Annotated in this window: 8 protein-coding genes and 1 pseudogene; 4 read left to right on the forward strand and 5 right to left on the reverse strand. The window is 68.7% G+C overall.

The genetic code is table 11. The features are described 5' to 3' along the window. Positions 1–117: 117 nt before the first annotated feature. A complete protein-coding gene (locus tag JNUCC0626_RS24515; RefSeq protein ID WP_394613109.1) occupies positions 118–735 on the forward strand; it encodes a hypothetical protein in 618 nt (205 codons plus the stop codon). Here JNUCC0626_RS24515 and JNUCC0626_RS24520 read toward each other — a convergent pair. The 5 genes and pseudogenes from JNUCC0626_RS24520 to JNUCC0626_RS24540 form a co-directional block, all read right to left on the reverse strand. Next, on the reverse strand, positions 732–2,126 hold the full coding sequence (locus JNUCC0626_RS24520) for a DHA2 family efflux MFS transporter permease subunit (protein WP_394613110.1): 1,395 nt from the start codon (positions 2,124–2,126) through the stop codon (positions 732–734). The two genes, JNUCC0626_RS24515 and JNUCC0626_RS24520, sit on opposite strands and share 4 nt — an antisense overlap. Positions 2,127–2,213: 87 nt before the next feature. Continuing rightward, the gene (locus tag JNUCC0626_RS24525) at positions 2,214–2,696 is read right to left on the reverse strand and encodes a MarR family winged helix-turn-helix transcriptional regulator (protein ID WP_394613111.1); all 483 of its coding nucleotides are present in this window, start codon (positions 2,694–2,696) and stop codon (positions 2,214–2,216) included. 50 nt (positions 2,697–2,746) lie between these two features. Further along, complete coding sequence (gene pulA / locus JNUCC0626_RS24530; protein WP_394613112.1) at positions 2,747–8,146, reverse strand: pullulanase-type alpha-1,6-glucosidase; 5,400 nt, start codon at positions 8,144–8,146, stop codon at positions 2,747–2,749. A 94-nt stretch (positions 8,147–8,240) separates the two neighbouring features. Beyond that, entirely contained in the window at positions 8,241–9,485 is a 1,245-nt protein-coding gene (locus JNUCC0626_RS24535) for a hypothetical protein (protein ID WP_394613113.1), read from the reverse strand. A 21-nt stretch (positions 9,486–9,506) separates the two neighbouring features. Continuing rightward, positions 9,507–10,253 (reverse strand): annotated as a pseudogene (locus JNUCC0626_RS24540) (alkaline phosphatase D family protein); the annotation flags it as partial. Between the two features lie 138 nt (positions 10,254–10,391). On the opposite strand from JNUCC0626_RS24540, the gene JNUCC0626_RS24545 reads away from it, so the two are divergent. Genes JNUCC0626_RS24545 through JNUCC0626_RS24555 form a run of 3 tightly spaced genes read left to right on the forward strand, consistent with a single transcriptional unit; the run spans position 10,392 to position 14,145 of the window. Then, the gene (locus tag JNUCC0626_RS24545; RefSeq protein ID WP_394613114.1) at positions 10,392–11,024 is read left to right on the forward strand and encodes a helix-turn-helix domain-containing protein; all 633 of its coding nucleotides are present in this window, start codon (positions 10,392–10,394) and stop codon (positions 11,022–11,024) included. Further along, entirely contained in the window at positions 11,021–11,989 is a 969-nt protein-coding gene (locus JNUCC0626_RS24550) for a hypothetical protein (RefSeq protein WP_394613115.1), read from the forward strand. The genes JNUCC0626_RS24545 and JNUCC0626_RS24550 overlap by 4 nt, the downstream gene beginning before the upstream one ends. Beyond that, positions 11,986–14,145, forward strand: coding sequence for a cell division protein FtsK (locus tag JNUCC0626_RS24555; RefSeq protein WP_394613116.1), 2,160 nt, complete (start codon positions 11,986–11,988; stop codon positions 14,143–14,145). The genes JNUCC0626_RS24550 and JNUCC0626_RS24555 overlap by 4 nt, the downstream gene beginning before the upstream one ends. The last annotated feature ends 162 nt before the right edge of the window (positions 14,146–14,307 follow it).

The raw sequence follows: 14,307 nt of genomic DNA on the forward strand, positions 1-14,307 counted from the left end.
CAGGTACGGGATGTGCCGACAAGCGTAACCGCGCACGTGCGGCGCTCTCCGACAGGGCTGTGACCCGGAATACTCCGCAGCGCATCTATCGCCCGCCGATGCGCCATAGTTCTGCGCGTGAGTGCAAAGCACACGGGTTCCGCCGTGACCGGCGCCGCCGTCCTCTTCGTCCTGCTCAGGCTCCTCGCGGTGTCCGGTTATAACTGGCACACGGCGTTCGCGCTCTTGCACACTCTCGCGCTGGACGACGCCCCAGGCCTGTTCCTGGGCACCTTCATGGCGGACGACCGCATCAGCACGGTCCTGCTGATGATCGTCACCCCAGCCACGTTCTTCTACTTCCTGCGCACCCGCAAAGACCCGGAACGCCCGAACACCACGGCACTCCTGGCCCTGATCGTGCTGGCAGCACTGATGGTCAGCCACACCCTGACGTACCACCGCTGGTGGCTGGCACTGGGAGCCGTGGCGATCGGCGCCGCGATGGTCCTCGCCATCCACAACGCCCGCTGGATCCTCAAGTGGTTCGCCTGGATCCTGGCCGGCTCCGCCCTCGCGGTGGCCGCGATCGTCAGCACCCCATGGGTCCCGAAGGAACGCATCAACGACGCGGAAGAGGTCTACGTCTTCGAAACGAGCCCCGGCTTCCTGAAGGTCCTCGAAGCGAAGGACCGCAAGTTCAAGATCCTGCGCACCGAGGACGTCCAGAAGCGAGAGGAACTAACCGACCACTAGTGCACCAACACGGGCTGCGCGGATCGGTCGACAGCAACCTGCCGCAACACGAACACCGCCAGCCCCAGAGCAACAGCCACCAACGAGGCCGAGATCCAGAACGCCAGGTGGAACCCGGCCGTCAACGCCTCCAACCGCCCAACCCCTGAGGCGACCAACGACGACGTATAAGACGTCGAGGTAGTGGCCAGCACAGCCAGCCCAAGTGCACCACCCACCTGCGCGGTCGTGTTCACCAGCCCGGACGCGAGCCCGGCCTCGTCGTGCGAAGCACCGGACATCGCCAACGACATCAGCGCAGGGAACGAAAGCCCCAACCCAACGCCAAGAGGCGCCACCGCGGGCAGGATGTGCGCCAAGTACGACCCGTCGACCGGCACCTGCGTGAACACCAGCATCCCGGCGAGCATGAACAACAGCCCGACGATCAGCATGTTCCGCTCGCCGTACCGCGAGTTCAGCCGAGCCGACAACGACACCGAGAACAGCGCGATAGCACCGGCGACAGGCATAAAGGCCAGCCCGATCTGCAACGGCGTGTACTGCAACACGAGCTGCATATAGAGAGTGCCAAGGAAGAACAACCCGAACATCCCGGCGACCATCGAGATCTGCACCAGGTTCGCCCCGGTCACGTTGCGAGAGCGAAACACCCGCAACGGCAGCAACGGCCGAGCAGCAGTCCGTTGGCGCACAACAAATCCCACCAGCAACGCGAGAGCAACAGCCCCAAGCCCCAACGTGTGCGCAGACCCGAAGCCGTAGTGTTCAGCCTTGACGATCGTGTACACGCCGAGCATCACCGCAGCCACGATCAACAACGCACCGACGACGTCCGCACCGGCCCGCAACCCAAGACCAACCGAGTCAGGCACGAGACGGACCGCGAAAACAGCCGCCACCAGCCCGATCGGGATATTCACGAAGAAGATCCAGTGCCACGACATGGCGTCGGTCAGCACACCACCCAGCAAGAGCCCAAGCGACGCACCCGCAGCAGCAACAAAGCTGAAGACGCCGATGGCACGGCGCTGCTCCCCCGGCTCCGGGAACATCGTCACGACCATCCCCAAGGTCACGGACGTGGCCAGTGCACCGCCCGCACCCTGCACGAACCGCGACACGATCAGCATCTCGGCGCTGAACGACAGCCCGCACAGCAGCGAGGCGACGGTGAACACGCCGAGGCCGATCAGGAACACCTTCTTGTGCCCGATCAGGTCGCCGAGACGGCCCGCGAGCAGCAGCAGACCGCCGTAGGCGATCAGGTACGCGTTCACGACCCACGCCAGCCCGGCCTGGCCGAACTGCAGGTCCTCCGCGATGGCGGGCAACGCCACGTTCACGATCGTCTGGTCCAGCACGATCATCAACATCCCCGCGCACAGCACGATCAGCGCGAGCCAGCGCGCGTCAGTTCTCGATCCCCTGAAGTCATAAGAGGAACCGTAACAGATAGTTTTGTACGGGACTATCTCTTACCCAACCGCATGACGCACGGCACGTTTCCGCGGGGGCTTCTCACACGGGGGCGGGCTGCTCAACCGGCCTTCGACCAGCCGGGTCAGGCCTCCTACCAGGCCCGATCGTTCGTCGTCCGGCAACGCACCGAGCACGCTGCTCACGACGTCCACGTACACCTCGTCGGCCTTGGCGGTCATCGTGCGACCGGCGACGGTCACCACCACCACGCGGGCGCGACGGTCCGTGGGCGACGGTTGCCGCTCGGCATACCCGGCGGATTCGAGGGCGTCCAGCGTCACGACCATGGTCGTCTTGTCGATGCCGACCCGGTCCGCGATCTCGATCTGCGTGAGACCGGCGTCCAGCGCGGTGGCCAGAACGCAGCGGGCTCGCGGAGTCAGTCCGATCTCCGCGAGCCTCGCCGTCAGCTCCGTCTCGAGCGCGTGCGACGCCCGATGCAGCAGCATCATCAGGTCAGTACACCCCGTCGTGCCCATGGACCCAACGGTAGCAAACTAATCCGAAACAAAACTATTTCTGAGCGGGACTATCGCTCCAGCACGACCACCGACCGCGCCGCACCCGCCTTCTTCTCCTCGGTCAGCGCCTTCCAGTCCCCCGCGGGCAACGTCACGGCCTGGTCCGTCGGGTACGGGTTGATCACCACGACCAGCCCTCGCCGCGCCGGATCGACGTCCGGTCCGACCGTGTCGTCGACGTGCATGACGATCACGCCGGAGGCAGCCGCAGGGAACGACACCTTCTGCTGCACCAGGTCCGCCGACCCCAGCGAGAACAACGGGGACGTCTGACGGATCCGCAGCAGTTCCAGCGTCGCGTCCAGCGAGGCCTTCATGTCGGACGAAGAAGGCTTGGCCAGGCCCAGCAACGGCTTCGCGTACGGCCACTTCGCCTCGTTGTCGGCCTTGGGCGGCAACCCGCGCCCGAAACCGTTGTCGCGCAACGACGGGTCGTAGGCGTTGAACCAGTCACCCGAGTCGTAGCTGTTGCGGTCCAACGACTTCGACCGCAGGAACTCGGTGCCCGCGTGCACGAACGGCCGCCCCTGCCCCAGCACCGCCGGCGCCAGCGACACCGTCTGCATCTTCACCCGGTCGGCCATCGACGTCTCGGGCTTCAGCTTGAACATCAACGCGTCGAACAGCGCCTCGTTGTCGTGCGCGTCGACATACGTGATGGCCTCCAACGGCTGCCCGGTGTACCCGGCGGGCGAGCCGTTGTACTGGACGTCGCGACCGGCGACCACGGGCCCGGCCGTCGACTGGAACCGGTACGAGGCCATGTTGCCCGCCATGCCCAGCTTCACCAGGTCGCTGTAGTTCTCCAGGCGCTGAGCCACGTTCCCGTTGGCAGGCGACGAGTTCACGTCACCGGCCAGACCAGACCCAAGACCCTGCACGCGCGGGTCGTCGTCGAACGGCCCGCCACCGCGCACGGCGTCCCGCAGCCGGTCGCTGAAGGTGCCGATCCCAGTACCCGCCATGTTGGCCTGGGTGGCCTGCTCGAACCGGGCGTTGCCGGCGACCTCGCCGAAGTCCCAGCCCTCGCCGTAAACGCCGATCTTGCGCCCGTCCACGCCGTCGCGCTCCACCGTCAGCGCGTCCAGAGCCGCACGCACCGCGAGGATGTTCGCCTTCGGGTGGTGGCCCATCAGGTCGAACCGGAATCCGTCGACCTTGTAGTTGCGAGCCCACCGCACCACGGAGTCCACGACGAGCTTGCCCATCATGGCGTTCTCGGTGGCCGTGTTCGCGCAGCAGGTGGAGTTCGCGACCGACCCGTCGAGGTTGAGCCGCTGGTAGTAGCCGGGCACGACCTTGTCCAGCACGGACGTCGGTGCGTCGCCGAACGCCGCCGTGTGGTTGTAGACGACGTCCACCACCACGCGGTTGCCGTTGTCGTGCAACGACTTCACCATCTCGCGGTACTGCTTCGACCGCGCTGCGCCGTTCTGCGCGTCCGCCGTGGCGTAAGAGCCCTCGGGCACGTCGTAGTGGAACGGGTCGTAGCCCCAGTTGAAGCCGTCCCGTCCGGCCACCGCGCCCACGCAGGCCTGTTGCTGGTCCGAATCCGCCGGCAGCGACGGCAGGTCACACGCGGGCGTGGCCTGGTCGGAACGCTTCTCGGGGATCGTCGCGATGTCGAACGTCGGCAGCAGGTGCACGGTGTCCATGCCCGCCGCGGCCAGCGTCTTCAGGTGCTTCATGCCGGTCGAGTCGCGGTGCGTGAACGCCTTGTAGGTGCCGCGATCCGCCGCCGGAACGGACTGGTCGTTGATCGAGAAGTCGCGCACGTGCAGCTCGGTGATCGCGCCGCCCAAGCCCTTCGCGACGTCCTTCGACCACCCGGCGGGCATCGTGCGGCTGTCCTTCAGATCCGCGAACTGCGAGTGCGTCGAGTTCACCGACAACGCCACCGAGTACGGGTCGGTGACCACGACCGTCCGCTGCCAGTTGGTGACCTCGAACTGGTAGTACTTGTTCTTCCAGTCACCGGTACCGGTCCACGAACCCGAGGCGTCGTCGCGCTTGAGCCGCACGACCTTCCGGGGTTCACCGGAGGGCTGGTCGAAGATCCGCAGCTGCACGTTCGTCGCCGTCGGGGCCCACAACCGCACCGACGCGCGGTCGTGGTCGAACGTCGGCCCGAACGTCAGTTTCGTCGCGGCGGAAGCGAACCGGTCGTCCAGCACGCCCGCGATCTGCACGCTCGTGCGGTGCCGGATCGCCCCGCCCGCGTCGACGTGCACGGCGGACAGCTTGTCCCGCAACGCCTCGTCGACGAACCCGCGCACGGCGAACACCGGCTTGCCCTTCAGGTGCGGGAACTGCGCCGGCACCTCCTCGGTCATGGGCGACAGGCGCAGCACCTTCGCGCCGTACTCGAGCCGGTAGCCGTCGGACTGCACCGAGGGCACGTCCCAGACGACCTTGTCCTTCGAGATCCAGATCGCCTTGGCCTTGGTCAGGTCGTCATCGGCGGCCGGACCGGCGTTCGGCGGCAGCAGGTAGGTCTCGTTCCCCTGCAACTGCCACACCTCGTTCCCCTTCTGCCCCAGGTCGAGGAACTGGTCGGGGCCCGGGTCCTTGGTGTCGCCGCGGTGGATGATGTAGCTCAGGCCCGCCGCACCGGCCGCGAGCGGCACCGACCAGTAGACGCCGTAGGCATCTGCGCCGTCCGGTACGCGTGACTGGTTCCAGCCCGGCGACGGCTCCGCGGAGCCGGTCCAGTGGTACATCGTCCAGTCGGTGTAGTCGCCGTCGGCGCGGTTGTAGTGGATCACCGCCCGGTTCTCGGCAGCAGCGCGTGTGGCGTGCACCTTGCCGTTCGCGACCCACGCGTGGCCGCTGATGAACTTGCCCGACGCCTCCACGGTGGTGCCGCGGACGACGGAGAAGTCGGTGGTGGGAGGCAGTTCCGCGATGCCGTTGGTGAACGGCACGTCCCCACGTCCGGCGACGCGCACGAACGCACCGGCAGCGTCACCGACGTAGTGCACGACCGCCTTGCCGGTGGCCGCCTGCTCGGACGGGTGCACGGCCGGATCGCCCTGCTTCAGCCAGATCTCCGGCGTCACGCTGGGGTCCACGAACCGGTCGACGGACGTGTCCTTCTCGTCGCCCTTGTGCGCGATGATCCCGACGGACTTGGCGCCCGGCTTCAGCTTCACCCAGGCGAACCGCCCGTAGGCGTCCTCTCCCGCGAACGGCAGCGGGGTGTTCCACTCGGTCGGCGTCTCCACGTCACCCCAGACGTGCAGGCCCCAGCCGTCGTAGTTGTCTCGCGCGTAGTGCACGACCAGCCAGTCGGGGTTCTTCGTGCCGGGGTCCGGCAACGGCGGTGCGGCCACGAGCGACACGAACGCGCCGTCCGCGCCGATCTCGCCGGACTTCGCGACCACGCGGAGTTCGACGCGCTTGCCGACCGCCGCGCCCGGAAGTGCCGACAGGTCAGCGAAAACGCGGTACGGCGCGGCGTCGTCGGTGCCGAGAACGGTCCAGTCCCGCGTGCCTTCGACGCGCGCGGCGAACGTGGCGGCGGCGTTGGGCGCGCCGATGCCGTCCGCGCGCAGTTCGACGCGCTCGTCCAGCACCGTTCCGGCCGCCGGGGCGACCAGGACGGGCGACGGCTTGGACTTCGCCACGTCGCTGGTTCCCTTGAGCACCACCGTGGACAGCGCGGGCACGGTGACCGTGACGCGGCCGTTCTGCACCTGGGCGTTCTCGAAGCCGGACGACGACACCGGCACGGTCACGGTCGCGGGTGCGGTGCCCGCGTTCGCGACGACGAGGTGTTCGCGGCCGAGGATGCGGCTGAACGCGAACACGTCGCCCTCGGCGTACCGCAGGACCTGGTTGCCGTCGCGCCACACGGGGTCCTTGTCGACCTGCGCGGCCAACGCCTTGAGCTGCTGGTACAGCGGGTGCGCGGTGTTGAAGTTGTCCTGGGCACCGGTGCGATCGGAGCCGATGAGGTTCTCCGCCATGTACTCCGGCGTCTTCGAAGCGAACATGTCCTGACGTGCGAGTTTGTCGCCACCAGTGCCCGCGAAACCCTGCTCGTCGCCGTAGTAGACGACCGGGTTGCCACGCCACAGGTACATCAGCTGGTTGCCGAGCTTGAGCCGGTCCAGCAGTTCCGCGTCGGAGATGCCCGGACGGTCGTTGCGGATCATCCACGCGATGCGGCCCATGTCGTGGTTGCCCAGGAACGTGGGCAGCGACGAGGCGTTGGAGTCGGCGTCGGTGTAGCGGTCGTCGTCCAGCAGCACCTCGCCGAGGCGCTGGGAACCCTTGCCGGACAGGAAGTTCAGCGCGCTGCTCTGGAACGGGAAGTCGAGCGTGGCCTGCATGCGGCCGTCGGTCGTGTACTTCGAGGTGTTCTCGGGCGAGGAGTCGAAGACCTCGCCGAACACGAAGAAGTCCTTCTTGCCCTTGCGGTTCGCGTACTGCTTGACGTGCGGCGCGAGGGCCTGCCAGAACTCCATGTTCACGTGCTTGACCGTGTCGACGCGGTAGCCGTCGATGTCGAGCGTGTCGATCCAGCTGGTGAAGATGTCCTTCATGCCGTTGACCACGCGCGGGTGCTCGGTCATCAGGTCGTCGAGACCGGAGAAGTCACCCTGCTCGCTCGACTCGCCGGAGAACGTCGAGTCGCCGCGGTTGTGGTAGAGCGTGGAGTCGTTGAGCCACAACGGGAACTTCGTCGGGCCGTCCTTCACCGGGGTGTACGGGAAGGACTTCTCGGCGTCGAGCTTCGGGAAGTTCTTCCTGCCCGCGTACTCGGCGAGGTCGAACGGCTTCCCGGACGCGTCCAGGTACGGCTGGGCCCCCGTGCTGACGTACTGGGTCTTGCCCTCCTCGTACTTGATCACGTCGGCGGTGTGGTTCGCGACGATGTCGAAGAAGACCTTGATGCCACGCCGGTGCGCGTCCTTGATCAGGTCGCGCATCTCCTGCGTGGTGCCGAAGTGCGGGTCCAGCTTGGTGAAGTCGAGCGTCCAGTAGCCGTGATACCCGGCGCTGTCTCCCTGCACCCAGCGGTTGAGGAACATCGGCGTCATCCAGATCGCCGTGATGCCCATGCCATCGAGGTAGTCGAGCTTCTGACGCAGGCCCTTGAGGTCGCCGCCGTGGTAGAAGCCCTTGTCAGCGGGGTTGAAGCCGTTCTCGGCGGCGTTGCTGCGGCCCCGGTCGTTTCCCGGGTCGCCGTTCGCGAACCGGTCGGGCATCACGAAGTAGAAGCGCTCGCCCCGCAGGTCGTCGCGCTTGGGTGGCAACGCGAGCCGTGCGTCCCCGTCGCGCACCCCCGGCGCTATGTCCACCACCTCGCCCACGGCAAGACGTTGCGGTGGAGCGGCAACGGCCTGGACCGGTGTGAGGGGGATGAGAACCAATGCAGCGAGCGCGGCGACTACCCGACGCATCGCGACCTCCTTGTCGCAACTTCTTGCAGGGTTGCTGCACGAAACCACGACAAACAGCGGGAAACAATACGTCGGATCCTGCAAATATTTGCAGTCAGCCTGCCGGGCGCCGGTAGGTGATCGCCATCCGCAACGGATGTGAGCGCCACTCGTTGACCGCCAGGCCCGCGAGCACGCCGATGCCTTCGACGGATTCGGCGGTGGCCGGGGCGTTGCGGCTCGTCGATCCCGCGAGCGGCCCCTCGGTGGGTGCCGGGGCGAACTGGGCGATCACCACCTGCTGGCCCTCGTGCTGCTGGACGGCCAGCAGGACGTGCGGCTCGGCCTGCTCGCCGTCGTTCTCGATCGGTTCCAGGGACAGGAACTCGCCGCGTTCGGCCGCCGCGCCCGCCATCCGGCCCGCCCACTTGAAGGCGTTCATGACGTCGTCGTCGGAGAGCTCCGCGTCCGCTTCCTGCAGCGTGACCTGCCGCAGGCGCGTGCCGTGCGCGGTCATCTGGCCATCGGTGGTGAAGCGGTCGGGAATCATCGCGTCGCCGGTCTCGACGTCGATCATGAGCATGTCCCGGAACCGGGTCTCGGCGAGCGGCGATCGGCCCATGAGGCCGCGGCCGAGCATCTCGTGCAGCTTCGGGTCGGTCACGCGCCAGAACGTGGTCTCCTCGCCGACGCGCAGGCCGACGAAGTCCCTGACCGGGAGGCTCGGCAGCGCCGTGATGAGGCGCTGACCAGGCTCGATCGGGGGCTTGGGCGGCTGAGCGCGGAAAGGCGGCAGCGAGGCGAAGCCGGGATCGACCCGTGCGGTGCGCACGACGTGATGGGCCCACGCGCGCACACGCGTCAACGGGTGGTCGGGGAACCGTGCGTCGTGGCGCGGGTCATCGCCCGCGTGGAACGGCAGCACGCCCTGCAGCTCGGGCGCGTACGGGTGCTGCATGGCCCAGCTCTCGAACCCGATCTCGGCCGCGAGCACGGCCTCGCGCGCGCCCGTCATGCCGCGTTCGACCGCGCCGAGTTGCAGCACGGCACTGCTGGCCTCCTTCGGGATGGTGAAGGAGGCGACGAACACCTGGCCGTTCGGCTGGTTCGGCAGCGGCATCTTGATGATCCGCAGCAGCGCCTGCGTTCCCCCGAGCTGGACGACGTGCGCCTCGATCAGGCAGCCGGTCTCGCCGTGGACGAGCGCGAGGTCGTGCCTGAGCTTCGGCAGGTCGTCCAGCCCGGCGGGCAGGTCGGGGACCAGGCCGTAGTAGGTCAGTTGGGCCTGGTCACCGCTGCTGTGCTGCCAGGTGTTCTGGTCGAGCTGGCGGAAGCCGGTGGTGTCGAACGAGATGGGCACCCGTCGACAGTACGGCTCCCGTCAGGCGGCCCTGAGCGTTTTGCTCCAGAGCGAGGCGCCTGTCGCGTCGCGCAGCCACACCGTGAGCTCGTGCCGCGACGCCTTGACCTCGCCGAAGTGCTGGAAGTTGTCCAGCGGCGTGGTGTTGGCGGCGGGCGGGGCGTGCACGAACACGGCCTGCGGGCCGAACGTCGGGTCGAGCGTGTTGGGACCGAACGCGCCGGAGTGCAGCGGGCCGGACACGAACTCCCAGAACGGGTCGAAGTCGCCGACCGCCGCCCGATCGGGTGAGTAGTGGTGCGCGGCGGTGTAGTGGACGTCCGCCGTGAGCCACACCGTGTTCTTGACGCGACGCTTCTTGAGTTCCCGCAGCACCCAGGCGATCTCGTGCTCGCGGCCGTTGGGGGCGCCGGGCAGGCCGTTCGCCACGCCTTCGATGTCGGTGCCGTCCGGTACGGTCAAACCGATGGGCAGATCCGCCGCGATGATCTTCCAGGTGGCGGTGCTGCGGTCGACGCTGTCGACCAACCACTTCGCCTGCTTGGCGCCGAGGATGACGCCGGGCTGGTCCTTCGGGGAGGTGTTCTTGTCCTTGTAGGTGCGCATGTCGAGCACGAAGATCTCGACGTTGCCGCCGTAGGAGAACTTGCGGTAGACGCGGCCGTCCACGGCGCGCTTCTGGTCGATCGGCATCCACTCGTGGAACGCCTGGAAAGCCCGCTGCGCCAACACGTCGACGCGCTTCTCGGTGTACTGCGGGAGGTCGAGGCATTCGGGGCTACTGAGGTTTCAGTAGACGGCCCCGCCGGGTGCGCCAACACCCGCTGACGGGGCCTCGACCTGGACACTGGAGGTCCCGGCCGTGACCCGATCTTCCCATGCTTGCAGTTCCAGGTGGTGGAGCCTGTGAGCCTCGAAGCCATCACGTGGGCGCTCAACCACGCCCCCATCCCCCGCGATCGGCGCGACGCCTCTTCTCTGGCCGTCGTCCTGCTGGGCCTCGCGAACCACGCCGATCCCCACGGCTGCAACGCTTTCCCGGCAGTGTCCACTTTGGTCCGGTACACCCGGCTGTCTGAGCGGTCCGTCCAGTACGCATTGCGTGCCCTGGAGGAACTGGAGCTGATCAGCGCGTCCGACCCGACGATCGTGGCCGCGTACGTGAAGCGCTCCGACCGTCGCCCGCGCGGCTGGGACCTGGCAGTCCACAGGACTGATCAGCCTGTGGATAACCCCCAGGACGGGGTGCAGAGTTTGCGCCCCGCTGACCAGCACGGGGTGCAAACTCGGGGCCACGGGGTGCAAACAGCGACGGCACGGGGTGCAAACCCTGCACCCGAACCGTCCTTCAACCGTCCGAAGAACCACCCCGCGCCGAGCGCGCCCAGTGGGCGCTCGGCGGTGCCGCCGGAGTGCGGGCAGTGCGACGCCCGGCCCGGTGATCCGATCAGCGCCCGCGTCATCTGGACGGACAAGGACCGCACCAGCTCCACCTCGTGCCCGCGCTGCGCGCCGCAGAGGTCCGGAGGTGCCCGGTGAGCACTCCTATCCCCATCCCCGAACCGAGTGACGAAGACGTGGAGCGCGCAGTGGCCGAGCTGGAGAAGTTCGTGGCAGGACACGCCCCGGCCGGACAGGTGGCTGACGACCTGCCCGCCTCGAAGCGGGTCCGCGAACTGCGCGCCGAGGTGGCCGAGTCGCACGCGCTGCTGGAGTTGCAGGCCGACACCGCTCCCCTGCTGGTCGACACCGACCGGGTGCGCCGCAGCCGCAAGCGCTCCGCCGAGGCCGCCCGCCTGCACGAGCTGGCGCAGGACCCGGCCGCCCGTGCCTGGCAGGCCGCCCGCATCCGCTCCGTCCTCACCACCGTAGCCCTGACCGCGCTGGTTGGCGCGCTGGCCTGGTCCACCACGGGCGTGCACCACACGCTGACCCGCACCATGACCGAACAGGGCGCGGCCTGGTGGGGCGCGTGGGCCGTGGAGCCCGTCATCTCGGCTGTGCTGCTGGTGATCGTCGGAGCGCGTGCCTTCCTGGCTACCCGTGGCCGTGCGCTCCACCACCGCCACCTGACCGTGGTCGAGTACGGCGCGCTGCTGGTGACGCTGACGCTGAACGTGTGGCCGTACCTGCCGGGGCAGGCCGACCGGTTCGACCCCATGCAGCTCCTGGCGCACGCCATCGGCCCGTTGGTGGCGGTCGGCGCGGTGGCCGTGCTGCCCATCATCTGGTCCGCGTTCGCCGCACTCGACCACGGCACCGCGGCCTCCCCTACTCCGAGCCCTACTCCCCCGGAGTACAGGGAAAACACCCCCCGCCCGGAAATCGAGGAGCAGGGGGCTACCGACCCTCGCGCCGCCGTCCTGGTGGACCGCGTCCGCCGGATGATCGCGGCCGGGGAGCTGCCCGCCAACCCGTCCGCGTCTCGGCTCCGCGAGGTGCTGGAGTGCGGCACGGACACCGCCCGCGAGGTCCGGGACGCACTGCGCGGAGGTGCCGCGTGAGCGCCCCCTATTACAAGGACACGGAGACCGGCGGCGAGCTGATCCCGTTCCCGAACGTGGCCGCCGTCGACGAGCCCCAGGCCCGCCGCGAGAACACGACGGTGGAGGCCACCCCGCCCGTGCTGGACGGCGAACTGATCACCGAGGAGGAGTACCGGCGCTCGAAGGCGCGGCGGCTCGCTGACTCGGCGGTGTCGCGCCTGCCCGCGCAGTGGCAGACCCCCGAGTCAGCCCGCCAGGCTGGCGCGGAGCTGGCGGGCCAGGTGGCGCTCGTTCCGGTGCAGTACCCGGCCGCTGTTGGGCGCGGCCTGGCGGTGTCTGCCCGCGCCTGGTGGGCGTGGGTGCGGGTCTCCGACTTCTACGAGGCTTCGAAGGCGGCCGACCGGCTGGCCGACAAGTGGCAGGAGATCGCGGTGGTGCGCCGCCGCCGGGGTGTGATCTCCCTGGTGGCCAGCGGAGTGACCGGCCTCGGCGTGCTGATCGTGGAGCTGACCGCCGGTTCCCTGCCGTTGCTGCTCACGGGCGGCGCATTTTCAGCGCTGCTGGCCGTGGCCGGACGGCGCAAGGACGGCGCTGGCGGGCGCACGACCCGCCTCGGCTCCCGCTCGCTGGCGTGGCTGATGAACGGAGACCACCTCGTGGTGGCGTTCCGTGAGGCGAAGCTGATCGGCCGGGATGAGTCGTTGATGCTGGTCAAGGCTCCGCGCCACGACGGCACCGGGTGGGCGTTGACCATCGACCTTCCACCGTCGCGCAAGGCGTCGGACGTGATCAGCAAGCGGGAAGCGCTGGCCTCCGCCCTCGCGGTGGACGAGGTGCGCCTGATCGTGGAGCGGGTGCGGGGCGATGCCGGCCACGCCGGGCGGCTGGCCCTGTGGGTGGGCGACGCGGACCCGTACGCGGCCGACCCGGTCCCGAGTCCGCTGGCCACGGCGTCGAGCTGGGACCTGTGGCGTCCGGTGCCGTTCGGCACGACGGCGCGCGGCGTGGCGGTGAACCTGCCGGTCGTGTGGACCTCGCTGCTGATCGGCGCGATTCCCCGCCAGGGCAAGACGTTCGTGGCACGCCTGCCGCTGACGGCCGCCGCACTGGACCCGCACGTGCGCGTAATCATCGCGGACGGCAAGGGCGGCAAGGACTTCCGGCCGTTCGAGCAGGTAGCGCACCGGTTCATCCGCGGCTCCAGGGAGTCCGACGCCCGGCGGCTGATCAACGTGCTGGAGGAGTGCGCCGCCGACGTGGCCGACCGGTTCGACCGGCTGGCCGAGATGGACGACGAGCTGTGCCCCGAGTCCAAGGTGACGCCGGAGATCACGCGCGACCCGGCACACCGGATGCCGCTGACCGTGATCGGCATTGACGAGGTGCAGAACTTCCTGGGCCTGGACGTGCCTCTGGATCCCGACAACCCCAAGGGCAAGAAGGTGGGGACGCGGATCTGCGAGCTGCTGACCTACATCGCGAAGACCGGCCCGGCCGCCGGGTACTCGCTGGTCCTGGCGACGCAGAAGCCGGACGCCCAGGTGATCCCGGACGGGCTGCGCGGCCAGCTCGGGACCCGGTTCGCGCTGAAGGTCATGACCTACCAGGCGTCGGAGACCATCCTCGGTGCAGGCACCTACCGGGCAGGGATGGATGCCTCCAAGCTGCTGACCAGCCACAAGGGCGTGGGTCTGCTGCTCGGCGCGGACGGCGAAACGGAGCTGTCCGCCGGGGACGCGGTGACCGTGCGGACCCACCTGCTCCACATCGCGGCCATTCGCGCGGCGTGCGAGCGCGGCCGGGCGCTGCGTGAGCAGGCCGGGACCCTCACCGGTGACGCCGCCGGAGACCACGACCTGACCCCGCTGGACCCGGCCGCAACCGAACGCCTGGCCTCCGAGGTGACCGCGAGCATCCCGGAGGCCGTGGACGCCGAACTGGTGCACGAGCTGCCCGAGGTGCTGGCGCTCCTGGCCGACGTGATCGGCGACGAGAGCGGCCTGGTGCCCACTGGCGAGTTGGCCGCCCGCATCGGCTGGGAGACCAAGCCGTTCGGGGAGGCGCTGCGCGCCGCCGGGGTGCTCTCGGCGGGCAAGCGACGGATGCCAGGCCACGACAACCCCGTCAGCGTCGCCGACATCGAGGCCGTCCGGCAGGCGATCGACAGCGCTTGAGGCCGGAACGGGGTCGGCACACACGACCGGCCGCGGTTCCAGCCGTTCCGACCTCCATCGCCGGGTTTCCGACTGCACTGATCTGCGCAAACACTGCGCGTTCCGACCTCCAGCGCGGTCTGCCCGGTTCCCCACCTACACCCCGTATGAGCCCCGAACAGG

Origin of the sequence: Lentzea sp. JNUCC 0626 (genome assembly GCF_043632865.1) — a bacterium.
Lineage (GTDB): Bacteria > Actinomycetota > Actinomycetes > Mycobacteriales > Pseudonocardiaceae > Lentzea.

Coding starts and splice junctions, on each gene's coding strand:
- JNUCC0626_RS24525 (WP_394613111.1), bottom strand. CDS start 2,696: ATGGGCACGACGGGGTGTACTGACCTGATGATGCTGCTGCATCGGGCG.
- pulA (WP_394613112.1), bottom strand. CDS start 8,146: ATGCGTCGGGTAGTCGCCGCGCTCGCTGCATTGGTTCTCATCCCCCTC.